Annotated in this window: 25 protein-coding genes; 13 read left to right on the top strand and 12 right to left on the bottom strand. The window is 68.1% G+C overall.

The features are described from left to right. Position 1: 1 nt before the first annotated feature. Genes SLQ33_RS25165 through SLQ33_RS25150 form a run of 4 tightly spaced genes read right to left on the bottom strand, consistent with a single transcriptional unit; the run spans position 2 to position 1,573 of the window. Entirely contained in the window at positions 2-430 is a 429-nt protein-coding gene (locus tag SLQ33_RS25165; protein WP_319456625.1) for a molybdenum cofactor biosynthesis protein MoaE, read from the bottom strand. After that, positions 427-906, bottom strand: coding sequence for a MogA/MoaB family molybdenum cofactor biosynthesis protein (locus SLQ33_RS25160; RefSeq protein ID WP_319456624.1), 480 nt, complete (start codon positions 904-906; stop codon positions 427-429). The genes SLQ33_RS25165 and SLQ33_RS25160 overlap by 4 nt, the downstream gene beginning before the upstream one ends. Next, complete coding sequence (gene moaC / locus SLQ33_RS25155) at positions 903-1,331, bottom strand: cyclic pyranopterin monophosphate synthase MoaC (protein WP_413467690.1); 429 nt, start codon at positions 1,329-1,331, stop codon at positions 903-905. The genes SLQ33_RS25160 and moaC overlap by 4 nt, the downstream gene beginning before the upstream one ends. Positions 1,332-1,372: 41 nt before the next feature. Beyond that, positions 1,373-1,573 (bottom strand): hypothetical protein, encoded by a 201-nt coding sequence (locus SLQ33_RS25150; RefSeq protein ID WP_319456828.1) that lies wholly within the window; start codon positions 1,571-1,573, stop codon positions 1,373-1,375. Positions 1,574-1,630: 57 nt separating this feature from the next. On the opposite strand from SLQ33_RS25150, the gene SLQ33_RS25145 reads away from it, so the two are divergent. From SLQ33_RS25145 to SLQ33_RS25130, 4 genes are all read left to right on the top strand, one after another. Then, positions 1,631-3,898 carry a helicase-associated domain-containing protein gene (locus SLQ33_RS25145; protein WP_319456622.1) on the top strand — a complete coding sequence of 756 codons (2,268 nt, stop codon included), beginning with the start codon at positions 1,631-1,633 and terminating at the stop codon, positions 3,896-3,898. A gap of 36 nt (positions 3,899-3,934) precedes the next feature. Beyond that, positions 3,935-5,584: a DNA repair helicase XPB gene (locus SLQ33_RS25140; RefSeq protein ID WP_319456621.1), complete on the top strand. Its 1,650-nt coding sequence runs from the start codon at positions 3,935-3,937 to the stop codon at positions 5,582-5,584. An 82-nt stretch (positions 5,585-5,666) separates the two neighbouring features. Then, positions 5,667-6,509, top strand: a complete 843-nt coding sequence (locus tag SLQ33_RS25135; protein WP_319456620.1) for an NAD(P)H-binding protein — start codon at positions 5,667-5,669, stop codon at positions 6,507-6,509. Between the two features lie 89 nt (positions 6,510-6,598). After that, complete coding sequence (locus tag SLQ33_RS25130) at positions 6,599-7,234, top strand: hypothetical protein (protein WP_319456619.1); 636 nt, start codon at positions 6,599-6,601, stop codon at positions 7,232-7,234. A 31-nt stretch (positions 7,235-7,265) separates the two neighbouring features. Here the strand turns inward: SLQ33_RS25130 and SLQ33_RS25125 are convergent, their stop codons facing one another. After that, on the bottom strand, positions 7,266-8,189 hold the full coding sequence (locus SLQ33_RS25125; RefSeq protein ID WP_319456618.1) for a LysR family transcriptional regulator: 924 nt from the start codon (positions 8,187-8,189) through the stop codon (positions 7,266-7,268). A 133-nt stretch (positions 8,190-8,322) separates the two neighbouring features. Between SLQ33_RS25125 and SLQ33_RS25120 the strand changes: the two genes are divergently transcribed. Then, positions 8,323-9,036, top strand: coding sequence for an SDR family NAD(P)-dependent oxidoreductase (locus SLQ33_RS25120; protein WP_319456617.1), 714 nt, complete (start codon positions 8,323-8,325; stop codon positions 9,034-9,036). Continuing rightward, entirely contained in the window at positions 9,036-9,401 is a 366-nt protein-coding gene (locus tag SLQ33_RS25115) for a hypothetical protein (RefSeq protein WP_319456616.1), read from the top strand. Before SLQ33_RS25120 ends, SLQ33_RS25115 begins: the two co-directional genes overlap by 1 nt. Here the strand turns inward: SLQ33_RS25115 and SLQ33_RS25110 are convergent. Then, positions 9,382-10,374: an LLM class F420-dependent oxidoreductase gene (locus SLQ33_RS25110; protein WP_319456615.1), complete on the bottom strand. Its 993-nt coding sequence runs from the start codon at positions 10,372-10,374 to the stop codon at positions 9,382-9,384. The two genes, SLQ33_RS25115 and SLQ33_RS25110, sit on opposite strands and share 20 nt — an antisense overlap. A 178-nt stretch (positions 10,375-10,552) precedes the next feature. Here SLQ33_RS25110 and SLQ33_RS25105 point away from each other — a divergent pair, with 178 nt between their 5' ends. Next, on the top strand, positions 10,553-11,095 hold the full coding sequence (locus SLQ33_RS25105; RefSeq protein WP_319456614.1) for a hypothetical protein: 543 nt from the start codon (positions 10,553-10,555) through the stop codon (positions 11,093-11,095). A gap of 195 nt (positions 11,096-11,290) precedes the next feature. Then, entirely contained in the window at positions 11,291-11,797 is a 507-nt protein-coding gene (locus SLQ33_RS25100) for a DUF2505 domain-containing protein (RefSeq protein ID WP_319456613.1), read from the top strand. Between the two features lie 4 nt (positions 11,798-11,801). Here SLQ33_RS25100 and SLQ33_RS25095 read toward each other — a convergent pair whose 3' ends face one another. Beyond that, positions 11,802-12,341 (bottom strand): TetR/AcrR family transcriptional regulator, encoded by a 540-nt coding sequence (locus SLQ33_RS25095; RefSeq protein WP_319456612.1) that lies wholly within the window; start codon positions 12,339-12,341, stop codon positions 11,802-11,804. Positions 12,342-12,417: 76 nt separating this feature from the next. Between SLQ33_RS25095 and SLQ33_RS25090 the strand changes: the two genes are divergently transcribed. The 4 genes from SLQ33_RS25090 (at position 12,418) to SLQ33_RS25075 (ending at position 15,526) form a co-directional block, all read left to right on the top strand. Then, positions 12,418-13,626, top strand: coding sequence for an FAD-dependent monooxygenase (locus SLQ33_RS25090; protein WP_319456611.1), 1,209 nt, complete (start codon positions 12,418-12,420; stop codon positions 13,624-13,626). Positions 13,627-13,741: 115 nt separating this feature from the next. Beyond that, on the top strand, positions 13,742-14,485 hold the full coding sequence (locus tag SLQ33_RS25085) for an isochorismatase family cysteine hydrolase (protein ID WP_319456610.1): 744 nt from the start codon (positions 13,742-13,744) through the stop codon (positions 14,483-14,485). A 19-nt stretch (positions 14,486-14,504) separates the two neighbouring features. After that, a complete protein-coding gene (locus SLQ33_RS25080) occupies positions 14,505-14,930 on the top strand; it encodes a pyridoxamine 5'-phosphate oxidase family protein (RefSeq protein WP_319456609.1) in 426 nt (141 codons plus the stop codon). 2 nt (positions 14,931-14,932) lie between these two features. Then, positions 14,933-15,526 (top strand): class I SAM-dependent methyltransferase, encoded by a 594-nt coding sequence (locus tag SLQ33_RS25075; RefSeq protein WP_319456608.1) that lies wholly within the window; start codon positions 14,933-14,935, stop codon positions 15,524-15,526. A 62-nt stretch (positions 15,527-15,588) separates the two neighbouring features. Here SLQ33_RS25075 and SLQ33_RS25070 read toward each other — a convergent pair whose 3' ends face one another. Together SLQ33_RS25070 and SLQ33_RS25065 are read right to left on the bottom strand one after the other, a co-directional pair. After that, a complete protein-coding gene (locus tag SLQ33_RS25070; RefSeq protein WP_319456607.1) occupies positions 15,589-17,721 on the bottom strand; it encodes a 3-hydroxyacyl-CoA dehydrogenase NAD-binding domain-containing protein in 2,133 nt (710 codons plus the stop codon). Between the two features lie 15 nt (positions 17,722-17,736). Beyond that, positions 17,737-18,948 (bottom strand): acetyl-CoA C-acetyltransferase, encoded by a 1,212-nt coding sequence (locus SLQ33_RS25065; protein WP_319456606.1) that lies wholly within the window; start codon positions 18,946-18,948, stop codon positions 17,737-17,739. 152 nt (positions 18,949-19,100) lie between these two features. Here SLQ33_RS25065 and SLQ33_RS25060 point away from each other — a divergent pair, with 152 nt between their 5' ends. After that, a complete protein-coding gene (locus tag SLQ33_RS25060) occupies positions 19,101-20,267 on the top strand; it encodes a pyridoxal phosphate-dependent aminotransferase (RefSeq protein WP_319456605.1) in 1,167 nt (388 codons plus the stop codon). Here the strand turns inward: SLQ33_RS25060 and SLQ33_RS25055 are convergent, their stop codons facing one another. From SLQ33_RS25055 to SLQ33_RS25045, 3 genes are all read right to left on the bottom strand, one after another. After that, entirely contained in the window at positions 20,268-21,185 is a 918-nt protein-coding gene (locus tag SLQ33_RS25055) for an LLM class F420-dependent oxidoreductase (RefSeq protein WP_319456827.1), read from the bottom strand. Positions 21,186-21,255: 70 nt separating this feature from the next. Further along, positions 21,256-21,693 (bottom strand): SRPBCC family protein, encoded by a 438-nt coding sequence (locus SLQ33_RS25050; protein WP_319456604.1) that lies wholly within the window; start codon positions 21,691-21,693, stop codon positions 21,256-21,258. 70 nt (positions 21,694-21,763) lie between these two features. Then, positions 21,764-22,843 carry a CaiB/BaiF CoA-transferase family protein gene (locus tag SLQ33_RS25045; RefSeq protein WP_319456603.1) on the bottom strand — a complete coding sequence of 360 codons (1,080 nt, stop codon included), beginning with the start codon at positions 22,841-22,843 and terminating at the stop codon, positions 21,764-21,766. Between the last annotated feature and the right edge of the window lie 95 nt (positions 22,844-22,938).

The raw sequence follows: 22,938 nt of genomic DNA, 5'->3' as shown, positions 1-22,938 counted from the left end.
ATTAGGCGCTCCCGACCCATTCGTCGGTTCCGTCGGCGAAGAACTGGTGCTTCCACACCGGCAGCCGCGCCTTGACCTGCTCCACCAGCAGCGCGCACGTCTCGAACGCTTCACCACGGTGGGCGGCGGCCACGGCGGCCACTAGGGCCGCGTCGCCGATCTCCAGCGCACCGATGCGGTGGCTGACGGCGATGGCCCGCACGCCTCGGCTGTTCGCGGCGATCTCGGCGGCCACGTCGGCCAGCGTCTGCTGCGCCGTGGGATGCGCGGAGTACTCCAGCCTCAACACCGACTGCCCTCCGTCGTGATCGCGGACCGCACCGACGAAGCCGACGACGGCTCCCGCGGTGCGGTGCGCGACGAGGGCTTCGTGCGAGACGAGATCGATCGGCCGCTCGCTGAGTTCGGCGCGGAGCACGACTGCGCTCATTTGGAGTGGTCCCCGCCGGCCAACTGGTCAAGGGCGTGGTCCAGCACGTCCTCCAGCACGCCCAGGCCGTCGTTGACGCCGCCGGTCGAGCCCGGCAGGTTCACGATCAGGGTGCCGTCGCGCACGCCGCACACGCCCCGCGACAGCACCGAGGTCGGCACGTGGGGCAGGCCGGAGCGCCGGATCGCGTCGGCCAGCCCAGGAATCTGGTAGTCGACGACGTTCGCGGTGGCGTCGGCGGTTCCGTCGGTCGGCGAGATGCCGGTGCCCCCCGACGTCAGGATCAGGTTGACCCGCTCGCCGAGCGCGGCGAACAGCGCTTGGTTCACGCCGGTGCCGTCGGCCACGACGACCGGCGGCGGCACGGCGAAGCCCCGCCGCGTCAACCACTCGACGATGACGGGTCCGGTGCGGTCCTCGTAGACGCCTGTGGCCGCGCGCGTGGACGCGATCACCACCCGCGCAGAACGCGTCACGAAGGGGTCCAGGTGCCGGTCTTGCCGCCCTGCTTGCGCACGACGTGGATGCCGTCGATGGTCGCTGCCGGGTCGACGGCCTTGAGCATGTCGTAGAGCGTCAGCGCTGCCACGCTCACGGCAGTCAGCGCCTCCATCTCCACGCCGGTGCGATCGGTGGTACGTACCGTCGCCGTGATCGCGACTTCCGTTGAGCCGATATCGAATTCGACGTCGACGGACGTCAGCGCAAGTTGATGGCACAGCGGAATCAGGTCGCTGGTGCGCTTGGCGGCGAGAATGCCCGCCACCCGCGCAGTGGCCAACGCGTCACCCTTCGGCAGGCCGCCGCTGGCGATCAGTGCGACGACGTCGGGCCGGGTGCGCAGTACGCCTGCGGCCACCGCGGTGCGCTTGGTGGCGTCCTTGCCGCTGACGTCGACCATGTGCGCTGCCCCCTCATCGTCGAGGTGTGACAAGCCCACGGCTACCTGTTGATGACGGTGATCGGGTGCATGTAGGGCAGTTCGTCGGCCGGGAGCGGGAAGGTCACCTCACCGAAGGGGGAAAGGGCCCCGGTGCGGTCGGCGGCAAGCTCACTGATGGCGTGGTCGCCGTCGTTCGTCGCGGGCCAGCCGTTGTCGACGTAGCGCTTCTTCTGCGGTTTCTTCTCAGCCACGCCCCACATTGTGGCAGGCACGACGGCGAGTGGCGAGCGCAGTGCGCTGGCATAGGCTGGTTGGCAATGTCTCGCCCCAGCTCCCAGCCGGCTCCCTCGGTACCTTTGGGCGCCTGGCTGACCGACCTGCCCGACGAAGCGCTGGTTCAGCTGCTGGAGCTACGGCCCGATCTGACCCAGCCGCCGCCTGGCTCCATCTCGGCGTTGGCCGCACGGGCGCAGACGCGGCAGTCGGTGAAGGCCGTCACCGACGATCTCGACTTTCTGCGGCTTGCGGTGCTCGACGCGCTTCTGCTGCTGCGTGCCGACGGTGATCTGGTACCGCCGGCCAAGCTGGTCGCGCTGATTGGCGACCGCGCCGACGAAGCCGACGTGAACGCCGCTGTAGACGACCTGAAGGCCCGAGCCCTGGTCTGGGGTGACACCGCACTGCGGGTCACCGGGGAGGCCGCCTCGGGGCTGCCCTGGCATCCCGGCCAGGTCACGCTCGAAGCGGACGGCGACGGCGCCGCGCGCATCGCCGAACTGCTCGCCGACGTCGACCCCGCCCAACGCGAGCTGCTCGACCGCCTCGTCGACGGGTCGCCGGTCGGGCGCACCCGAGACGCCGCCCCTGGCACCCCGGCCGACCGTCCGGTGCAAGTGCTGCTCGCGTCGGGACTGCTGCGCCAGGTCGACGTCGACACCGTCATCCTGCCGCGGGCGGTCGGTCAGGTGCTGCGCGGTGAGCTGCCCGGCCCGACGTCCCTGGTGCCGCCCGATCCCGCGGTGACGTCCACGTCGGTGGCCGACGTCGATGCCGCCGCGGCTGGAGCAGCGATCGATCTGCTGCGCGACGTCGAGGTGCTCATCGAGAACCTGTCCGCCGCACCGGTTCCCGAGCTTCGCAACGGCGGGCTCGGGGTGCGCGAGGTCAAGCGGCTGACCAAGGTGACCGGAATCGACGAGCAACGACTCGGACTGCTCCTCGGGGTCGCGTCGACCGCTGGCCTCATCGCCCCAGGGGTGCCGAATTCCGACCCGTTGGCGGACGACGGCACGGTGTGGGCTCCCACCGTCGCCGCCGACCGCTTCATCGAGTCGCCCGCGGCCGTGCGCTGGCACCTACTCGCGACCACCTGGCTGGACCTGCCGTCGCGGCCCGGGCTCGTCGGCCAACGCGGGCCCGACGGCAAACCCTATGCGGCGCTGTCGGATTCGTTGTATTCGACGGCCGCTCCACTGGACCGCCGGCTGTTGTTGGCGATGCTCGCGCAGCTCGCTCCCGGCAAGGGCGTCGACGCGACGTCGGCCGCGCAGGCGCTGAGCTGGCGGCGGCCGCGGTGGGCGGCCCGACTGCAACCCGAGCCGGTGGCCGACTTGCTCACCGAGGCACACGCGGTCGGCGTGGTTGGCCGGGGCGCGCTCGCGACGCCGATGCGGCTGCTTCTCGAGGACGCGTCCGAGGACCGGGTCGTCGCGGCCATGGCCAAGGTGCTGCCCGCGCCGATCGACCACTTCCTGCTGCAGGCCGACCTCACCGTGATCGTGCCCGGCCCGCTGGAACGCGAACTGGCCGAGCAATTGGCCGCGGTGGCCACCGTCGAGTCGGCTGGTGCGGCCATGGTGTACCGGATCAGTGAACAGTCCATCAGGCGCGCGCTGGACACCGGCCGGACCGCAGGGGAACTGCACGCCCTGTTCACCAGGCACTCGAAAACACCTGTGCCGCAAGGCTTGACGTACCTGATCGACGACGTCGCCCGCAGGCACGGGCAGCTGCGCGTCGGCATGGCCGCCTCGTTCGTCCGCTGCGAGGACCCCGCGCTGCTGGCCCAGGCCGTCGCGTCGGCCGCCGTGGAGCGGCTCGACGTGCGCATCCTCGCGCCCACCGTCGCGGTGTCGCAAGCCCCGATCGGCGAGGTGCTGACCGCCCTTCGCGCGGCCGGATTCGCTCCGGCGGCCGAGGATGCGTCGGGCACCATCGTCGACGTCCGCGCCCGCGGTGCCAGGGTCACCCCGCCGGGCCGGCCGCGCCGCTACCGGCCCAACCCGACCCCGAACGCCCAGACGCTGGGCGCGATCGTCGCCGTGCTGCGCAAGATGGCGGCCGCGCCGTCCTCGGGCATCAGGCTCGACCCGGCCGAAGCGATGGCGCAATTGCAACGCGCCGCGCATCAGCAGGGGTCGGTGGTGATCGGCTACGTCGACGCCGCGGGCGTCGCCACGCAGCGTGTCGTCGCCCCGATCAACGTGCGGGGCGGCCAACTCACGGCCTACGACCCGGCCGCCGGTCGCGTCCGGGAGTTCGCGATCCACCGCGTGACGTCGGTGGTGTCGGCTGAGGACGGATAATGGGCGGAATGACTGTGAAGCGGAGCGGGCTCGCGGATGACTGACGGCCCATTGATCGTGCAGTCCGACAAGACGGTGCTGCTCGAAGTCGACCACGAGCTCGCAGGCGAGGCGCGCGCGGCCATCGCGCCGTTCGCCGAGCTCGAACGTGCCCCCGAACACATCCACACCTACCGCATCACCCCGCTGGCACTGTGGAACGCGCGCGCGGCGGGGCACGACGCCGAGCAGGTCGTCGATGCACTGGTGTCGTTCTCGCGTTATGCGGTGCCGCAGCCGCTACTCGTCGACATCGTCGACACGATGGCCCGCTACGGCAGGCTGCAGTTGGTCAAGAGCCCGGTGCACGGCCTCGTGCTGATCAGCTTGGACCGCGCGGTGCTCGAAGAGGTGCTGCGCCACAAGAAGATCGCCCCGATGCTAGGCGCGCGCATCGACGACGACACCGTCCTAGTGCACCCAAGTGAACGCGGCCGGGTCAAGCAGATGCTGCTGAAGATCGGTTGGCCCGCAGAGGATCTCGCGGGTTACGTGGACGGCGAGGCCCACCCGATCAGCCTCGACCAACAGAACTGGCACCTGCGCGACTATCAGCAGATGGCCGCCGACTCGTTCTGGGCGGGCGGCTCCGGCGTGGTGGTGCTGCCGTGCGGCGCAGGCAAGACGCTGGTGGGTGCGGCGGCCATGGCCAAGGCCAGCGCGACGACGTTGATCCTGGTCACCAACACCGTGGCAGGCCGGCAGTGGAAGCGCGAGCTGATCGCCCGCACGTCGCTGACCGAAGAGGAGATCGGCGAGTACTCAGGCGAGCGCAAGGAGATCCGGCCGGTCACCATCGCGACGTATCAGGTAATCACGCGCCGCACCAAGGGCGAGTACCGCCACCTCGAGTTGTTCGACAGCCGCGACTGGGGCCTGATCATCTACGACGAGGTGCACCTGCTGCCCGCTCCGGTGTTCCGCATGACGGCCGACCTGCAGTCCCGCCGGCGGCTCGGCCTGACCGCCACGCTGATCCGGGAGGACGGCCGCGAGGGCGACGTGTTCAGCCTGATCGGCCCCAAGCGCTATGACGCACCGTGGAAGGACATCGAGGCGCAAGGGTGGATCGCCCCCGCCGAGTGCATCGAGGTGCGGGTCACGATGACCGACAACGAGCGCATGATCTACGCCACCGCCGAGCCCGAGGAACGCTACAAGCTCTGCTCCACCGCGCACACCAAGATCGCCGTGGTGAAGTCCATTCTCGAGCGCCATCCGAACGAGCCGACGCTGGTGATCGGCGCGTATCTCGACCAGCTGGACGAACTCGGCCGAGAACTCAACGCGCCGGTGATCCAGGGCTCCACCAAGACCGCCGAACGCGAGTCGCTCTACGAAGCCTTCCGCCAAGGTGAGATCCAGACACTAGTGGTGTCCAAGGTCGCCAACTTCTCCATCGACCTGCCGGAAGCCAGCGTCGCCGTGCAGGTTTCGGGCACCTTCGGCTCACGTCAGGAAGAGGCCCAGCGGTTGGGACGGTTGCTACGGCCCAAGGCCGACGGCGGCGGGGCAGTGTTCTACTCGGTGGTCTCCCGCGACAGCCTCGACGCCGACTACGCCGCGCACCGCCAGCGCTTCCTTGCCGAGCAGGGCTACGGCTACGTCATCAAGGACGCCGACGACTTGCTGGGCCCGGCCATCTGATCCATCTGAGCCAGACGATTGCGTATGCGATTGAGCCGTTGAACCATGGATCGTCTCGTCGATTGGTCCTTGAATCATCGGCATGACCAATTCACCTGACATCCGCCCCATCCTCGTCATCGGCAGCACCGGAAAGACCGGAAAGCGCGTCGCAGACCAACTCGAGCAGTGCGGCATCCCCGTCCGGCACGGGTCGCGCGCCGCCGACGTCCCATTCGACTGGGACGACCAGCAGACCTGGAGGCCTGCCCTGGCCGGCGTCGACAAGGTCTACCTCACCTACTACCCGGACCTGGCCGTCCCCGGTTCGGTCGACGCCGTCCGCGCGCTGACCGGAATGGCCAAGGAAGCCGGCGTCAGTCGCCTCGTGCTGCTGTCCGGCCGCAACGAGGTCGAGGCCGAGCGGGCCGAGGACGTCGTCAAGGCGTCAGGGCTGCGATGGACGATCGTCCGCTGCGCGTTCTTCGCGCAGAACTTCAGCGAGGGGGCCTGGCTCGATGAAGTTCTCGCCGGCAGCGTGGCACTACCGGTCCGCGACGTGCAGGAGCCATTCGTGGATGCCGACGACATCGCTGACGTCGTGGTCGCCGCGCTGACCGAGGACCGCCACGTCGGCCAGCTCTATGAGCTGACCGGGCCGAGACTCCTCAGCTTCGGCGAGGCGGTCGCGGAGGTGGCCGCGGCCGCCGGGCGGGATGTCCAGTTCGTGTCGGTCTCCATCGACGACTACGTCTCGATGCTGGCCGAGTACGGGATGCCCAAGGACTTCATCTGGCTGTTGAACCACTTGTTCACCGAAGTGCTCGGTAGCAAGGCGCAGTTGGCCGACGGTGTGCAGCGTGCGCTTGGCCGCGAACCCAAGGACTTCGCGCAGTACGTCCGCCAAACCGCTGCGACCGGCGTATGGGGGCCGACATCGCCCTAACAACGCGGGCGCCCCACTGACGCGCTAGCCTCAATCGCGGGTCGACAGCAGTCCTCGCGGACTATGGCAGGAAGCACACCACTCAACTCATGACCGGACGGCAGCGCTACCGCGCCAGCTCAGCCATGCACATCGCCACCGTCGCCTTCGCAGGCGTGACCATCTGGCTGGGGGCATTGGCCCTGGCAGGGCACGCTTCCGCGGACCCCGTGGCGCCTCCTTGCAACCCGCCGACGCCGACGTGCGCGGCCCCGGGTCAGCCCGTCGTGGAACCAGCAGGCAGCGAACCCATCGCCGCACCACCTCCCCCGCCCATCGGCCCGCCGCCGGTGCCGGAGATGGAGAACCCCCACTACGGCAACGGGAACAACAACGGCCCGCTCGGCTCCATCCGCGATGCCTGGAATCAGGCGAAGGATCCGTTCAACTACGCGGACACGCCGGAGGGCATGATGCCCGGATCGGCACCGCCCCCAGGAGCCGGTCCGCCTCCACCGCTGCCACCCGGATACGTCTCGACCAACGCCCCGGGATCCGAGACGATCCCGCCGCCGTCAGAAGGCCCCCCGGCCGGCGTGACCGCGCTGCCGCCCGGGTACTACCCATTGAGCGGCCCCCCGCCGCCCGGGTACTTCGACGGACCGCCACCCGCTCCGGCACCACCGGCGGGGGTGTACCAGCCGGTGCACTCACCGCCGCCGCCGCCGTTGTACCCGCCCCAGTAGGGCCACAGCCTCGGCTGTAAAACGGCAGTGCTCAGCCGACGACCGCCCGATGCGGGTCGTCCAGCGGCAGCCACACCCCAGGTTGGTCCAGCACCGACCGGTCTGCGTCAGCGGTGAACGCCTCGATGACGGCGCGCACCGCGGCGTTGTCCTCACCGCGCCGCCACACCAGCGACCACGTCCACAGCGGGGCCGGCCCGACCACTGGGCGGCGGACCAGATCCGCGGGCGTTACGTCGTTCTGCCCCTTGGGATTGTTGAGCACGGGCTGGCGCAGCCGACGGATGTGGTCGAAGAACGTCGAGCCCGTCACGCCGCCGTCGTCGACGCGCACCAAGGGTGCACCCGCGTCGCGGGCGAACTGTTCGGCGTAGCGGTTCCACGACGACCAGCTGGCCTCGTCGGCGTCGACCAGCACCGTTGTGTGCCGCGCATCGACGGGTGACGTGTCGTCACCCACGGCCAGCGCGTACAGCCGATCGGTGCCGACCAACCGCGCCTCGAGTGACAGCGCCTCCAGGTCGGAGCGCTCCACCCAGCAGATCGCGAGATCCAAGCTGCCCTCGGCCACCCGCGCGGCCTGAGCGTGCGATGGCATCACCCAAGTGTCGACGTGCACCTGTGCCACTCCGGCCGCCCGTTCCGCCCAGTCCGTCGGGCACCACTGCACGCAACCGATCCGGACCGGCTCCGACGACGACAGCCCGAGCGCCTGCCTGCGAAGGTCGTCGGCCTGGCCGATCAGCGCACGGGCTTGCGGCAGCAGCGCGGACCCGGCCGCAGTGAGCGCCACCGACCGGCGATCGCGGTCGAACAGTTGCACCTTGAGGTCACGCTCGAGCGATTTGATTTGTTGGGACAGCGACGGACCCGCGATGCGCAACCGTTCGGCGGCGCGCCCGAAGTTCAATTCGTCGGCGACCGTGACGAAGTAGCGCAGCTGCCGCAACTCCATTCGGCCAGCGTAGTGCAGGTCCGCCGCTATGAGGCTCGACCTCTCAGCAGAGAGGAATCCGGTCGTGGCGGCGGGGAGTGCCACCGTCTGAGACTTCGTTGCGATGAGCACAACCGCCAGAAGGGAATCCATCATGACCAACTCACCACGCGTCGCACTCATCACCGGTGCCTCCCAGGGCATCGGCGAAGGGCTGGTAGCGGGCTACCGCAAGCTCGGCTACGTCGTCGCCGCCAACTCCCGTTCCATCACCGAGTCCGACGACCCGATGGTGCTCGTCGTACCGGGTGACATCGCCGAGCCCGGCGTCGGGCAACGGATCGTCGACGCCGCACTTTCCCACTTCGGGCGAATCGACACCGTGGTGAACAACGCGGGCATCTTCATCTCGAAGCCATTCACCGAGTACACCGACGCCGACTACGACGCCATCACGGGCGTCAATCTGCGCGGCTTCTTCGACGTCACGCGGGCGGCGCTCGCGGCGATGGTGCCCGCCGGCCGCGGTGGCCACGTGGTGACGATCTCGACGAGCCTTGTCGACCACGCCAACTCACAGGTGCCTTCGGCGTTGGCGTCGCTGACGAAGGGCGGCCTCAACGCCGCTACCAAGGCGTTGGCAATCGAATACGCGGACAGGGGAATTCGCGCCAACGCCGTCGCCCTCGGCGTTGTGAAGACTCCCATGCACGACCCCGCCACGTACGCGGCACTGGCCGGGTTGCATCCACTGGGCCGGTTGGGCGACGTCAGCGACGTCGTCGACGCCGTGCTCTACCTCGAGCAGGCGGGGTTCGTGACGGGCGAGATCCTGCACGTCGACGGCGGCCAGAGCGCCGGCCACTGATGACGACCGAGCAGCTCCTGCGCAGCGTCATGGACCGGTGGAAGGCGGGCATCGACGCTCGTGAGCCGGACCGCGTGGCAGCGTTGTTCAGCACCGACGCCGTCTTCCAAGGCCTTCGCCCGTACACCGTCGGGCGGACGGGGGTGGCCACCTACTACGACTCCCAGCCGCTGGGCATGACGGTCGACTATCGCGTCCTCGAAACCCGCAGGCCGACAAACGATGTCGTGCTCGGCTACCTGGCTGCCACGTTCGCGTTCACCGACCGGCCGCCGTTGGAGCTCAACATCGGCGTGGTGCTCACCGACGGTGGCGACGGCTGGCACGTCGCCCAGTATCAGGCGGCTAGCTCAGGGCGGGTATGACCTCGCGCTCGAAGAGCTCGATGCCGGACCGGTCGTAGGCGGCTTCTGGGAAGTACAGGATGGCGTACTCACAGCCGAGCGCCTTCATCCGCTGGAGCTTCTCGACGATCTGTTCCGGTGTGCCGCTGGCGGAGTCGGGCGACGTGATCGTCGACAGCATGCCCTCGACGGCCTCCGCGTTGGCGACGCCGACCTGCCGGGCGCGGATCCGCTCGACGCGCTCGGCGACGTCGGCCTCGGACGTCCCGACGACGGCGTTGAAGTTGGCCGATCGCACGATGGCGTCGTAGTCGGTGCCGACGTCCTTGCAGTGCGCGGCGAGTACTTCGGACTTGTGTCGGAAGCCCTCCGGCTCGGAGGTGAAGTTGGTGTACTGCGCGTACTTGGCGGCGATCTTCAACGTCACCTTCTCGCCGCCGCCGGCGATCCACAGCGGTGGGCCGCCGTCCTGCAGCGGCTTGGGCGCCACGATGGCACCCTCGACGTCGGGATACTCCTTGCCGTGGAAGCTGACCCGGCCGTCCCGCCAGGCGTCGCGCATGATCTGCACGCCCTCGTCGAGCTTGCGCAACCGAACGCCTGCCGAGGGAAAGCCGTAGCCGTAGGCCTCCCATTCGTGTTGGTACCAGCCGCCGCCGATGCCCATCTGCACCCGGCCACCCGAGATGATGTCGGCGGTGGCGGCCACCTTGGCCAGGTAGACGGGATTGCGGTAGCTCATCGCGGTGCACATCTGGCCGAGCTTGATCCGCGACGTCGTCGCCGCGTACGCGGCCATCAACGACCAAGCCTCGTGGGTGGCCTCGTCGGTGGGCACCGGCACCGTGTGGAAGTGGTCGTAGACCCACAGCGAGTCCCAGGCGCCGCCGTCGGCGTAGGTCGCGAGCTCGCTCATCACCCCCCACTGGCTTGCGGTGGGGATGCCCACCAGATCGAGTCGCCAACCTTGTGGGATGAAGAGTCCGAAGCGCACGAGTTCTCACTCTAAGCCCGGCCGAACGATCCAGCACCGCCAGCCGAGCGCCCGGCTCTTTACACGAAATTCCCACGGCCGCCAAATACGCTGGCTAATTAGGTAAAGCAGCGGACGCGGACGCAATTGTCTACACTCGCATGAATTCATTGATTTCGATATTTTCCAAGGGACTCTCATGACGGTTCGCGTTCGCCAAATTCTGCTGATGCTTGTGTCCAGTTCGGCGGTGGCGCTCGCTCCGATGGCGTTCAGCGTCGTGGTCGTTCCCGCAATCAGTCGCGCTGACTGCGAAGACGCAGGCAACACCGGATACACCGTCGACGCCAATCAGTGCGGGGTGCGGTGCCCCGACAACACCGTCGTCGACGAGCAGTCCGGACAGTGCCTCGACCTGTGGTCGGGCGTCGGCGCGAATCTCCAGCACCTTCCGCCTCCGCCGGGGCTGGGTGGGTCGGACCTGTCTGGTACGCCGAATTGGTCAGCGCTCAGCGGGATTCCACCGCTGGCGCAGGTCAACATGCCCGACCTGGTACTCCCGAGCATCGGCCTCGGGTTGGTGCCCGACATCCCGATAATCCTGCAGCCGAATTTCGGCCAGCTACCACCGCCGCAGCTGCCCGACCTGACTCAGCTGCCACCGCCCCAGCTGCCCGACCTGACACAACTGCCGCCGCCGCAGCTTCCAGATCTGACGAAGCTGCCGCCGCCGCATCTGTGAGCCTGGCGCATTCATTCGATTTGTCGTTGCCGTCAGGAATTGCATTGTGCAATGTCGTTTCGAGCACCATCATTCATCGCCAGTAATTTGACCGGTTACTCGGCTCTCCATATTCGAAGCACGCTGACCTGTGGATTATCCGGCAGGTCGATGAACTGGCCAACGCCCAATTGATTTGCGGTAGCGTGCCGTGCTGTGCCGCGTTCCATCAACCTCTCGGCCCAGTCCCCACACCCCGTCACCCATATCCAGTGGGCGTTCGCCCACGCGGACTACTGGCGTTCGCGGCTTGCCCACTACGACGTCGGTGCGCCGACACTCGACTCCTTGACCACCGATGAGGACGGCACCACGACCGTCGAGATCACGATGCGATTCGGCGGCGACCAACTGCCCGCAGTGCTTCGCCCGCTGCGACTTGGCGCACTGCGGGTGATACAGCGCGAGCGGTGGCGTCCGGTGCACGGCGGCCTGAGCGGTGACGTCACCATCGCGGCCCTGCGAACACCGATATCCGGACGCGGCCGGGTGGAGCTAACGCCCTCCGGCCACGGGACGCACCTCGCAGGCACTGCCGCGGCCGAGGTCAAGGTGCCGTTGCTCGGGGGCGCGATCGCCGGCTTCTTCAATGCCCAGATCGCCGACGTGGTGGGTGACTTCGTCCGCGTCACCGACGCGTGGCTGACCGAGCACCCACGGTGATCCGTCAGCGTCCCAACGCCGCCAGTGCGCCGTCGACGGTCACGCGACGAAGCTTGTCGTAAGGCGCGTCGGGAAACTGCAGACAGCAGTCCTGCAGTCCGCCGAACGCGATCACGGCGCGCGTCGATTGGGCCAGCGTGGGCCGGGCCCCGAAGACCAGCTTGCCGAGCCGGTCGCGCCAGGCCAGCACCTTGTCGACGAGGCCGAGCTCCGCGAGTGTGCTGAGCTCCGTGACGAGCATGACGAGGTCGGCGCGGTGCGCGTAGTGAAAGTCGAAGTAGCCCTCCAGCAGCGCCCGCGCGTCGTTGTCCCGCGAGGCCTCGTGCTCCGCGATGAAGCGTTCGCCCTCCTCGATGAGGGGCGCCACGATGCTGCGGACGAGCTCCTCCCGCGAGGCGAAGTGGTAGTACAGCGCGGGCTTGGTGACGCCGAGTCGATCGGCGATGTCCTGGAGGCTGGTGCTCGCGACGCCCTTGGCGACGAACATCTCCCTGGCGACCTCCTGAATGCGCTGCTTGGTCTCCGATGGCGGTCTGCTGGGCACCCTAGAAGGGTAGCCCTGACTTAACGGTCGGTAAGTGTTAGCGTCACCTTACCGATCGTTAAGTAAGGAGTTGGACATGAGCATCCTCATCTCGGGAGCTAGCATCTCCGGCCCGGTCCTGGCCCATTGGCTGACCAGGTACGGCTTCGACGTGACCGTCGTCGAACGCGCCCCGGCACTGCGCAAGACAGGCGGCCATGCCATCGACCTCTTCCGACCCGCGATGGACATCACCGAACGGATGGGCGTCCTGGATCGCGTCAACGAGCTCGCGACCCGCAACGACCGAATGACGATCCATCGCATGCCCGGCGATCGTGCGGTCGCCGTCGACCTCAGCAAGCTGTTCGCCGCCACCTCGAGCCGGCACGCTGAGATCATGCGCGACGACCTCAGCGAGATCTACTACGACGCAGGCCGAGACGACGTCGAGTACCTCTTCGACGATTCCATCACGGCGATCTCCCCCGACGGCGACGTGACCTTCGAGAAGGCCCCACCACGCAGGTTCGACCTGGTCGTCGGCGCCGACGGGCTGCACTCGAACGTGCGGCGCCTGACGTTCGGCGACGAGGCTGCACTGAGCACCTACATCGGCGCCTACCTCGCCGTGCTTTCGGTGCCAAAGTCGGCGGCACCCGAGGGCCAGAACATCGTGTACGCCAGTCCCGGTCGCCTCACCGCGATCTACACGGTCAAGCACCTCTCGGATGCGCGGGCGGTCTTCCTGTTCAAGCGCGAGCAGCCACTGGAGTACCACCACCGCGATGCCGAACGCCAAAAGGCCTTCCTCGACGCGGAATTCAGGTCGATGGCACCGGAAGTCGACACATGGCTCGACGATCTGGACCACACTCCGTCGTTCTACTTCGACTCGGTGACACAGCTGCGCATGGACAGCTGGTCGCGCGACCGGGTGACGCTCGTCGGCGACGCGGGCTACTGCCCCGGTCCCGCGGTCGGCGGCAGCACCACCCTTGCCGTGGTTGGCGCATACACGTTGGCAGGCGAGCTCGCCCGCGCGGACGGCGATCACGTCCGCGCCTTCGCCGCGTACGAGCAGGCGATGGCCGAACCGGTGCGGCACAGCAGGGCACTCGCCCTTCGAGCGGCCAAGACGCTGGTGCCGGACACGCGCGCTGGCGTGTGGGCGTTGGCCTATGGCGCGCAGGCGTTCTCGCGGCTACCGGCCTGGCTGGGCAACGCCATCGCCCGAGCCAACCCCGGCGGCGTGCGGGCGTTCGACTCGATGCCCGTCTTCGACTATCCGACGCCGGTTCGGTGACGAGGAAGGCCGGAACGTAACCGGATGTTCACGCGGCTCAACAAGGTTGCGACACGTATACCGCACTGTATACAGCAGCGGACACAACCCTGCCCGCACTGAGTGGAGAGACCGCATGAGCCCCGTGACCATCGCCGCCAATCCGTACACCTGGCCGTACGACGGCGACATCCCCTGCGGCCGAACGGCATTGATCAACATCGACTGGCAGGTCGACTTCTGCGGTGACGGCGGCTACGTCGACGCGATGGGCTACGACCTGTCGCTGACTCGCACGCCACTCGGACCCGCACAGACGGTGCTGCGGGCCGCCCGCGAGGCAGGCCTGTTCATCGTCCACACCCGCGAGGGCCACCGGCCCGACCTGTCCGACCTGCCCGCCAACAAGCGCTGGCGCTCGGCGCAGATCGGCGCTGAGATCGGCTCGCTCGGGCCGTGCGGGCGCATCCTTACGGTCGGCGAGCCCGGGTGGGAGCTCGTACCCGAGATGGCCCCACGACCAGGCGAACCCGTCATCGACAAGCCGGGCAAGGGCAGCTTCTACGCCACCGACCTGGAGTTGATCCTCAAGAGCAACGGCATCACTCACATCGTGTTCACCGGCATCACCACCGACGTGTGCGTGCACACCACCATGCGAGACGCCAACGACCGCGGGTACGAATGCCTCGTCGTCTCCGATGCCACCGGCGCCACCGACTACGCCAACCACGTGGCCGCGCTCAACATGATCACCATGCAGGGCGGCGTCTTCGGCGCGCACGCGCCCAGCGAGGCGGTCGTCGCCGCGTTCGGCGCGATGAGCGTGCAGTCAGTGTCCACTCCCCAGCGGGTCGAGAGCCTCTGGGCCAATCGCTAGCGCGGTTAGCCTGGGTTACATGGCACTCTCCAAGGAAGAACGCGAACAGTTTCTGTCCGAACCGCACATCGGCGCGCTTTCGGTGTACGCGGGCGACCAGCGCGGCCCGCTGACCGTTCCCATCTGGTACCAGTACGCCCCCGGCGGGGAGCCCTGGCTGCTGACGGGTGCTGGCTCGCGCAAGCACCGGCTCATCGAGTCCAGTGGGTACTTCTCGCTGATGGCCGAACGGCTCGAGCCGACCGTGCGCTACGTCGCGGTCGACGGCGCCGTCAGCTCGATCGAGCCCAGCGTCGACGAGCAGCTCGTCGAGATGACCAAGCGCTACCTGTTGCCCGAACAGGTCGACGCCTATCTCGAGTTCGCCCGCCGCGAGCACGGTGAGAGCGTGACCATCCGGCTGAAGCCCGAGCACTGGCTGTCGGCGGACCTCGGCGGGTTCTGACCATGCCGTCGCGGCAACGGCTCTTCCGAGTGCTGTACCGGCTGGGCTTCACCCCGTGGGATGGCCACCCGCTGTCACCGACGCTGCGCGGGCTCGTCGAAGGCCCGGACGCCTTGACCCCGGGCCGCGCGCTCGACATCGGTTGCGGCACTGGGGACACCGCGATCTACCTGGCGAAGAACGGGTGGCAGGTGACGGGCGTGGACTACGTCGACAAGCCGCTGGCGGAGGCGCGCACGAAGGCCGCCAAGGCCGACGTCTCGGTGGACTTCGTCAGGGCCGACGCCACCAGGCTCGGTTCGGAGGGCGTCGCATCGGGGTTCGGGCTCATCGTCGACAACGGGTGTCTGCACGGGATGAGCGACGTGGACCGCGACGCCTACGCCCGCGAGGTCACCACCCTCGCCGCCCCCGGCTGCCGGCTGGTGATCGTCGCGTTCGTCCCCGGCGGCTTATTCGTCGTGCCCGGTATCTCCTCCGAGGACGTGGCCCGACGGTTCACCGACGGCTGGACGATGCTCGCTCAGGGCGACGAATCGGCCATGGACCGCAACGGCAAGAATTCGGCTAGGCACTACGTGTTCGCGCGGGACTGAGTAGCCCCCAGACGCGAAACTGCCCCGAAACTCCGTTGTTTCGGGGCAGTTTCGCAGCCGAACTAGGTCAGCGACGCAGGCGGCGTGAACCGGTCGCCGTACTTGGCAGCCAGTTCCTTGGCGCGGGCCACGAAACCTTCCTTGCCACCGGGGTATCCGACGATGTACTGCGCCGACCCACCCGTCCACGGCGGGAAGCCGATGCCCATGATCGAGCCGATGTTGGCGTCGGCGGTCGAGGTGAGCACGCCCTCGTCGATGCACTTCTGCGTCTCGAGCGCCTCGGCGAACAGCATCCGGTCGATCATGTCCTGCAGCGGCGGCTGCGACGTGCCGGAGTTGAACGTCTCCTTCAGCCCCGACCACAGCCCGACGCGCTTGCCGTCGACGTACTCGTAGAACCCGGTGCCCTTCAACCGGGACGGCCGCTCGAGATCGATCATCTTCTCGACGACCGCCTCGGCCGGGTGCGCCTCGTACGTGCCGCCCGCGTCCTCGATGCCCTTGCGCGACGCGACGGCGATCTTGTGCATGAGCTCGAGGTTGAGCTCGTCGGACAGCTGCAGCGGCGGCGCCGGGTAGCCGGCCTGGCTACCCGCCTGCTCGATGCTGGTCGGCTCGACGCCCTCGCCGAGCATCGCCAGCGCCTCGTTGACGAAGGTGCCGATGACGCGGGAGGTGAAGAAGCCACGGCTGTCGTTGACGACGATCGGGGTCTTGCCGATGGCCAAGGTGTAGTCGAACACCCGGGCCAACGCCTCGTCCGAGGTCTTCTCGCCGCGGATGATCTCCACCAACGGCATCTTGTCGACGGGCGAGAAGAAGTGGATTCCGATGAAGTCGTCCTGCCGCTTCACGCCGGTCGCCAACTCGGTGATCGGCAGGGTCGAGGTGTTCGACCCGAGCAGTGCGTTGGGCTCGACGACGTCCTCGATCTCCTGAAACACCTTGTGCTTCAGTTCAACCGACTCGAAGACCGCCTCGACGACGAAGTCGACGCCCTTGAAGTCGGCCGGGTCCGCCGTCGGCGTGATGCGAGCCAGCAGCGCGTCGCTCTTCTCCTGCGTGGTCTTGCCCCGCTCGAGCGCCTTCGCCTCGAGCTTCTCCGAGTAGGCCTTGCCCTTCTGCGCGGCCTCGATCGAGACGTCCTTGAGCACGACGTCGAACCCGGCCTTCGCCGAGACGTAGGCGATGCCCGCGCCCATCATGCCCGCGCCGAGCACGCCGATCTTGGTGATCGGGGTCTTGCCGATGCCCTCGGGGCGGGAGCCGCCGGAGTTGATGTACTGCAGGTCGAAGAAGAACGCCTGGATCATGTTCTTCGCGACGTGACCCGTGACCAGCGACGTGAAGTAGCGGCTCTCGATGCGGCTGGCGGTGTCGAAGTCGACCTGCGCGCCCTCGACCGCCGCGGCCAGGATGGCGCGCGGGGCAGGCATCGGTGCGCCCTTGAGCTGCTTGCGCAGCAGCGAGGCGAACGACGGCAGGATCGCCGCGAGCGACGGCGTGCTCGGGGTGCCCCCGGGCATCTTGTAGCCCTTGACGTCCCACGGCTGCACGTGGCTGTCGGGGTTGGCCTTGATCCACGCCTTGGCGGCGGGCACCAGTTCCTCGACGGTCGGCAACACCTCGTCGACGAGACCGAGTTCCTTGGCCTGCGCCGGCTTGAACCTGGTGCCTTGGCTCAGCACGCTGACGAACGCGGTCTGGATGCCGAGCATCCGCACGGTGCGGGTGACGCCACCGCCGCCTGGCAGCAGGCCCAGCGTGACCTCGGGTAGACCCAAGACGCTGCCCTTCACGTCAGCCGCGATGCGGTGATGACACGCCAGCGCGATCTCCAGGCCGCCGCCGAGCGCGGCGCCGTTGATCGCGGCGACGACGGGCTTGCCCAGCGTCTCGAGTGCGCGCAGGTCACGCTTGACGTTCTCGACCGTGTCGAAGGCCTCCCCCGCGTTCTCGGGGCCCAGGTTGATCATCGCCTTCAGGTCGCCGCCGGCGAAGAAGGTCTTCTTCGCGCTGGTGATGACGACGCCGGTGATCGAATCCTTCTCCGCGAGAAGGCATTCGACCGCGTAGTGCATCGACTCCTGGTAGTGCTCGTTCATCACGTTGGCCGAGCCCGTTGGGTCGTCCAAGGTCAGGGTGACGATGCCGTCGGCATCCTTGTCCCACTGAATCGTTTTCTCTGCCATGTCTTTTCCCTACCCTCAGACTCGCTCGATGATGGTGGCGACGCCCATTCCGCCACCGATGCACAGGGTGACCAACGCGCGGCGGGCGCCGCGGCGCTCGAGCTCGTCGACCATGGTTCCGGCGATCATGGCTCCGGTGGCACCCAGTGGGTGACCCATCGCGATGGCGCCGCCGTTGACGTTCAGCTTCTCGTCGGGGATGTTCAGGTCCTTCTGGAACTTCAGCACCACGGACGCGAAGGCCTCGTTGAGCTCGAACAGGTCGATGTCGTCGACAGTCAGCCCGGCCCGGTCGAGCACCTTGCGGGTCGCCGGCGTGGGTCCGGTGAGCATGATCGTCGGGTCGGCGCCGCTGGTGGCGGTCGCCACGATGCGGGCGCGCGGGGTCAGCCCCTGCGACTTGCCCGCGGCCTCGGACCCGACGAGCACCAGGGCGGCGCCGTCGACGATGCCGGAGCTGTTCCCGCCGGTGTGGACGTGGTTGATCTTCTCCACCCAGTGGTACTTCTGCAGCGCCACGTCGTCGAACCCGGTCATGGCGGCCAGGCCCTCGAACGCCGGCTTCAGCTTGCCAAGGCTCTCGACGGTGCTGCCGGGCCGCATGTGCTCGTCGTGGTCAAGGATCACCAAGCCGTTCTGGTCCTTGACAGGGACGACGGACTTCGCGAAGTAACCGCCCGACCAGGCCGCCGCGGCCAGCTCCTGGGAGCGCGCCGCGTAGGCGTCGACGTCCTCACGGGAGAAGCCCTCGATGGTGGCGATCAGGTCGGCGCCGATGCCCTGCGGGACGATGTAGTTGTCGAAGCCGGTGGCCGGATCGGTGAACAGTGCGCCGCCGTCAGAGCCCATCGGCACGCGGCTCATCGACTCGACGCCGCCCGCGATCACGAGGTCGTCCCAGCCGGAGCGCACCTTCTGCGCGGCGGTGTTGACGGCTTCGAGGCCCGACGCGCAGAAGCGGTTGAGCTGGACGCCACCGACGGTGTCGGGCATGCCCGCGGCGACGACGGCCGTGCGCGCGATGTCGGCGCCCTGGTCACCGACGGGCGAGACGACGCCGAGCACGACGTCGCTGATCAGGTTCTCGTCCAGATCGGGGTTGCGGGTGCGTAGCTCGTCGATCAGCCCGACCACCAGATCCAGTGGCTTGACCTCGTTCAGCGAGCCGTTGCGTTGCTTGCCTCGCGGCGTGCGGATGGCCTCATAGATGAAGGCTTCTTCGGACATGGTGAATTCCTCTTCGTGGTGGTTCGGATGTCAGATGTGAGGACCCCTGTACCCGCAGCGTAACAGCCCCTCCCAACCGGGTGGTTGGGCGGGCGGGCCGGCGCCTCCTCTGCTGCGGCGACGCCGAACGGCGGGCCCTAGGCTCGACACCCATGACGGTCTCGAGGCTGCAGCCGTATGCGACGACGATCTTCGCCGAGATGTCGGCGTTGGCCGCGCGCATCGGCGCGGTGAACCTGGGGCAGGGCTTCCCCGACGAGGACGGCCCCGACCTGATGTTGAAGACGGCCGAGCAGGCGATCGCCGACGGCGTCAACCAGTACCCGCCCGGGCCCGGCATCGCTGCGCTGCGAGAGGCCATCGCCAACCAACGCCTGCGGCGCTTCGGCATCACCTACGACCCCGATACCGAGGTGCTCGTCACGGTCGGCGCGACGGAGGCCATCGCGGCGTCGGTCATCGGGCTCGTCGAACCCGGCTCCGAGGTATTGGTCATCGAGCCGTTCTACGACTCCTACTCCCCCGTGATCGCCATGGCCGGATGCCACCGGGTGGCCGTGCCGATGATCACCGCGGGCGCAGGCTTCGCCATCGACGTCGACGCCCTCTCCCGCGCCGTCACCCCGCGCACGCGCGCGCTCATCGTCAACTCACCGCACAACCCCACCGGGATGGTCGCCTCCGACGCGGAGCTGTCCGCCATCGCCGAGCTCGCGGTGGCCCGCGACCTGCTGGTGATCACCGACGAGGTCTACGAACAGCTGGTATTCGACGGCAAGCAGCACCGTCCGCTGGCGGGCTATCCGGGGATGGCCGAGCGCACGGTCACCATCTCGAGTGCGGCGAAGATGTTCAACGTCACCGGATGGAAGATCGGATGGGCTTGCGGGCCAAGCGAACTCATCGCAGGGGTGCGGGCGGCCAAGCAGTTCCTCACCTACGTCGGCGGCGCACCGTTTCAGCCCGCGGTGGCCACCGCGCTCGATACCGAGGACGCGTGGGTGGCTGCGCTGCGAGAGTCGTTCCAGGCCAAGCGCGACCGGCTCGCCTCGGCGCTGAGCGACATCGGCTTCGCGGTGCACGACAGTTTCGGCACCTACTTCCTATGCGCCGACCCCCGGCCGCTGGGCTACGCCGACAGTTCGACGTTCTGCGCCGAGTTGCCCGAGCGGGCGGGGGTGGCGGCGATTCCGATGTCGGCGTTCTGCGATCCCGGCTCCGGGCACCTCGGTGACTGGAATCACCTGGTGCGCTTCGCCTTCTGCAAGCGTGACGAGACCATGGAAGAGGCCATCAAGCGGTTGCAGGTACTGAAGTAGTCAGAGCGACGCGGCGAGCTCCCAAAGGGCCTGCCGACCAACGTCTTCGGTGCCCCGCAGGGGGCTGAGCACGAGGTCCGTCGCTCCGGCGTCGACATAGCGGCGCAACTGCTTGCGCACCGCGTCGGCGGGGCCGACCGCCGCCAGTTCCGCGACGTTGCCCACGCCCTCCCGCGCGATGACCTTCTGGTACGACGGGATCGTCGCGTAGAACGACAGCACGTCGGCGGCGAACGTACGGCCCGCGTCGACGCCGTCGGTCACCAACACCGGCACGGCCGCGATGACGCGCGGCTCGGCGCGACCCACGTCCGCGGCGGCCTTGCGGATGGTCGGCCCGATGAACTCGGCGATGGTGCGCGGCCCGGCGAGATACGGCAGGGTGCCGTCGGCGAGCTCGCCGGTCACCTGCAGCGCCTTCGGGCCCATGGCCGCCACGTACAACGGAATCGGCGTGCCGCCGGGCAGGGCGACGGGCCATTCTGGGGCTGCGGTGAGCTCCGTTCCGTGAAAGCTCACCTCGCCGGTGTCGAAGATCGACCGGAGCACCGTCAAGTGTTCCCGCAGCCGTGCAACGGTATTCGGCCACGACGTACCGAAGGCCTGATGCTCGGGGCCGTGCGCGCCGAGCCCAAGGCCGAGGCTGAAGTTCCCGTGCGAGGCAGCCTGTGCGGTCTGCGCCAGCGACGAGACGACGAGCGGGTGCCGCGGATTGATCGGGACGACGAAGGTTCCGACGCCGAGCCCGGGCACCGCGGCGCCGACGAGCCCGGCGAGCGAGATCGCGTCGTGGTCGAACTGCTGGGCCAGCCAGATCTGCCGGACTCCGGCGGCGAAGGCCTGGCGGGCCTGGCCGATGACGTCGTCGACCGCGTTGTCGGCCGTGGCGCTGCGATGAAGGACTACTCCGGTGGGCATGTCTGCGACAACCCGCACGGGCCGCGCGGACATTCCCTTTCACTCACCATGCGCGCAAGACCTGTGGGCGTCAGCCGTGGTTGCGCGTCACCCGGCACCGCAGCCGGTCGAGCGCGACGTCCAACACGATCTTCTTGGCGCGCTTGATCAGGAACTCCGGGATGGGCGCGGCCAGGTCGACGATGATGTCGAACCGCACCCGCGTCTGCTCGCCCACGCGCGTCAGGTTGTATTCACCGTGTTGGCCGCGTTGCTGGAAAGTCTTCGACGCGTCCCAGACCACCCAGTCGTGGCCCCAGTGATATTCCAGAAGCTCCTTGTCGGTGATGCCCATGATCTTCACCGTGGCCTTGACGTGATGAGGTCGCCCATCGGGGTGACGATCGAGCACTTCCACGGCGCGATGCACCGTTGACCACGACGGCACCTCGTCGATGTCGGCGAGCTCATCGAGGATCGCCTCCGGCGAGGCGTCGAAAACCATTTCCTTCGACGCTCGCACTGCCATAAGAGCAAAGGTAGTACTATTCTCCAGCCTCGCGCAGGCTATTTCTTAGCTAATTCGTACATTCTGTCAATTACCAGTCGATTTCATCGAGCGACGAGGTCGATTTCGGCGGTGCGCCCACGGGCCCGGCCGGCGTGCGGGAGAACCGCGGTGCGGGCGCGGCCTGCTGGACGCCGTCGACCGTCGTCAGCGTCCCGCGCGCGTTCAGGTGCTCGTTACCTGCGGCTTCGGTCCAGCTGAGCACGGGCGTCACACACGCGTCCGTCCCGGCGAACACCTCGGCCCATTCCGCGCGCGTCCGGCTGGCGAACCGGGCGGCGAAGATCGCCTTCATTTCGTCGTAGCGACCGAGCTCGAATTGGTTGGGCACCTCGTCGGGCGACAGTCCGAGCCCGTCGAGCAATTGCGCGAAGAACTGGGGCTCGATGGCCCCGACCGCCATGTACGCACCGTCCGACGTCTCGTAGCTGCGGTAGTACGGAGCACCGCCGTCGAGCAGGAACGACTCGCGCTGATCCTTCAGCGAGCCGGTCGCCTTCATCGTCCACATCATCTGCGCGAGGATGCTGACCCCGTCGACCATCGCCGCGTCGATCACCTGCCCCAGCCCGGAGCGCTCACGCTCGTAGAGCGCCGCGACGATGCCGAGCAACACGAACATCGACCCTCCGCCGAAGTCAGCGACGAGGTTCAGCGGCGCCACCGGAGGACGGTCGCGATAGCCGATGGCGCTCAGCGCGCCGGTCTGTGACAGGTAGTTGATGTCGTGGCCCGCGGTCTGCGCGAGCGGACCATCCTGACCCCACCCCGTGATGCGGGCGTAGATCAGCTGTGGGTTGACGGCCGCGCATTCGTCGGGCCCGATGCCGAGCCGCTCGCAGGTGCCGGGCCGAAAGCAGTCCAGCAACACGTCGGCCTTGGCGGCGAGGTCCAGCAGCAGCTGCGGCTGGTTCTTGACGTCGAGGTCGACGACGCGCTTGCCCCGGTGTAGCAGGTCGACGTCCTCGGGTGGCATCTGCAGCCCACCAGGGCGACGCACGCGCACCACGTCGGCACCGAGGTCGGCGAGGATCATCGCCGCGTGTGGGCCCGGCCCGATGCCGCCGAGCTCGATGACCTTCACCCCGGCCAGGGGTCCCGTATTCGTCACGGATGGACCGTAAGTTGCCTGGCGCCGTCCCGTCGAGCACACGTTTTTTTCGCGTGCGGCAATATCGGCTATCCGCAAATGCGCGAAACGTCATA

Origin of the sequence: Mycobacterium sp. RTGN6 (assembly GCF_033804605.1) — a bacterium.
Lineage (GTDB): Bacteria > Actinomycetota > Actinomycetes > Mycobacteriales > Mycobacteriaceae > Mycobacterium.
This window is presented reverse-complemented; position numbering and strand designations above follow the sequence as displayed.

Coding starts and splice junctions, on each gene's coding strand:
- SLQ33_RS25075 (WP_319456608.1), top strand. CDS start 14,933: ATGCCGTCGCGGCAACGGCTCTTCCGAGTGCTGTACCGGCTGGGCTTC.
- SLQ33_RS25085 (WP_319456610.1), top strand. CDS start 13,742: ATGAGCCCCGTGACCATCGCCGCCAATCCGTACACCTGGCCGTACGAC.
- SLQ33_RS25060 (WP_319456605.1), top strand. CDS start 19,101: ATGACGGTCTCGAGGCTGCAGCCGTATGCGACGACGATCTTCGCCGAG.
- SLQ33_RS25065 (WP_319456606.1), bottom strand. CDS start 18,948: ATGTCCGAAGAAGCCTTCATCTATGAGGCCATCCGCACGCCGCGAGGC.
- SLQ33_RS25140 (WP_319456621.1), top strand. CDS start 3,935: ATGACTGACGGCCCATTGATCGTGCAGTCCGACAAGACGGTGCTGCTC.
- SLQ33_RS25130 (WP_319456619.1), top strand. CDS start 6,599: ATGACCGGACGGCAGCGCTACCGCGCCAGCTCAGCCATGCACATCGCC.
- SLQ33_RS25150 (WP_319456828.1), bottom strand. CDS start 1,573: ATGTGGGGCGTGGCTGAGAAGAAACCGCAGAAGAAGCGCTACGTCGAC.
- SLQ33_RS25145 (WP_319456622.1), top strand. CDS start 1,631: ATGTCTCGCCCCAGCTCCCAGCCGGCTCCCTCGGTACCTTTGGGCGCC.
- SLQ33_RS25055 (WP_319456827.1), bottom strand. CDS start 21,185: ATGCCCACCGGAGTAGTCCTTCATCGCAGCGCCACGGCCGACAACGCG.
- SLQ33_RS25120 (WP_319456617.1), top strand. CDS start 8,323: ATGACCAACTCACCACGCGTCGCACTCATCACCGGTGCCTCCCAGGGC.
- SLQ33_RS25070 (WP_319456607.1), bottom strand. CDS start 17,721: ATGGCAGAGAAAACGATTCAGTGGGACAAGGATGCCGACGGCATCGTC.
- SLQ33_RS25115 (WP_319456616.1), top strand. CDS start 9,036: ATGACGACCGAGCAGCTCCTGCGCAGCGTCATGGACCGGTGGAAGGCG.
- moaC (WP_413467690.1), bottom strand. CDS start 1,331: ATGGTCGACGTCAGCGGCAAGGACGCCACCAAGCGCACCGCGGTGGCC.
- SLQ33_RS25125 (WP_319456618.1), bottom strand. CDS start 8,189: ATGGAGTTGCGGCAGCTGCGCTACTTCGTCACGGTCGCCGACGAATTG.
- SLQ33_RS25090 (WP_319456611.1), top strand. CDS start 12,418: ATGAGCATCCTCATCTCGGGAGCTAGCATCTCCGGCCCGGTCCTGGCC.
- SLQ33_RS25050 (WP_319456604.1), bottom strand. CDS start 21,693: ATGGCAGTGCGAGCGTCGAAGGAAATGGTTTTCGACGCCTCGCCGGAG.
- SLQ33_RS25105 (WP_319456614.1), top strand. CDS start 10,553: ATGACGGTTCGCGTTCGCCAAATTCTGCTGATGCTTGTGTCCAGTTCG.
- SLQ33_RS25080 (WP_319456609.1), top strand. CDS start 14,505: ATGGCACTCTCCAAGGAAGAACGCGAACAGTTTCTGTCCGAACCGCAC.
- SLQ33_RS25135 (WP_319456620.1), top strand. CDS start 5,667: ATGACCAATTCACCTGACATCCGCCCCATCCTCGTCATCGGCAGCACC.
- SLQ33_RS25165 (WP_319456625.1), bottom strand. CDS start 430: ATGAGCGCAGTCGTGCTCCGCGCCGAACTCAGCGAGCGGCCGATCGAT.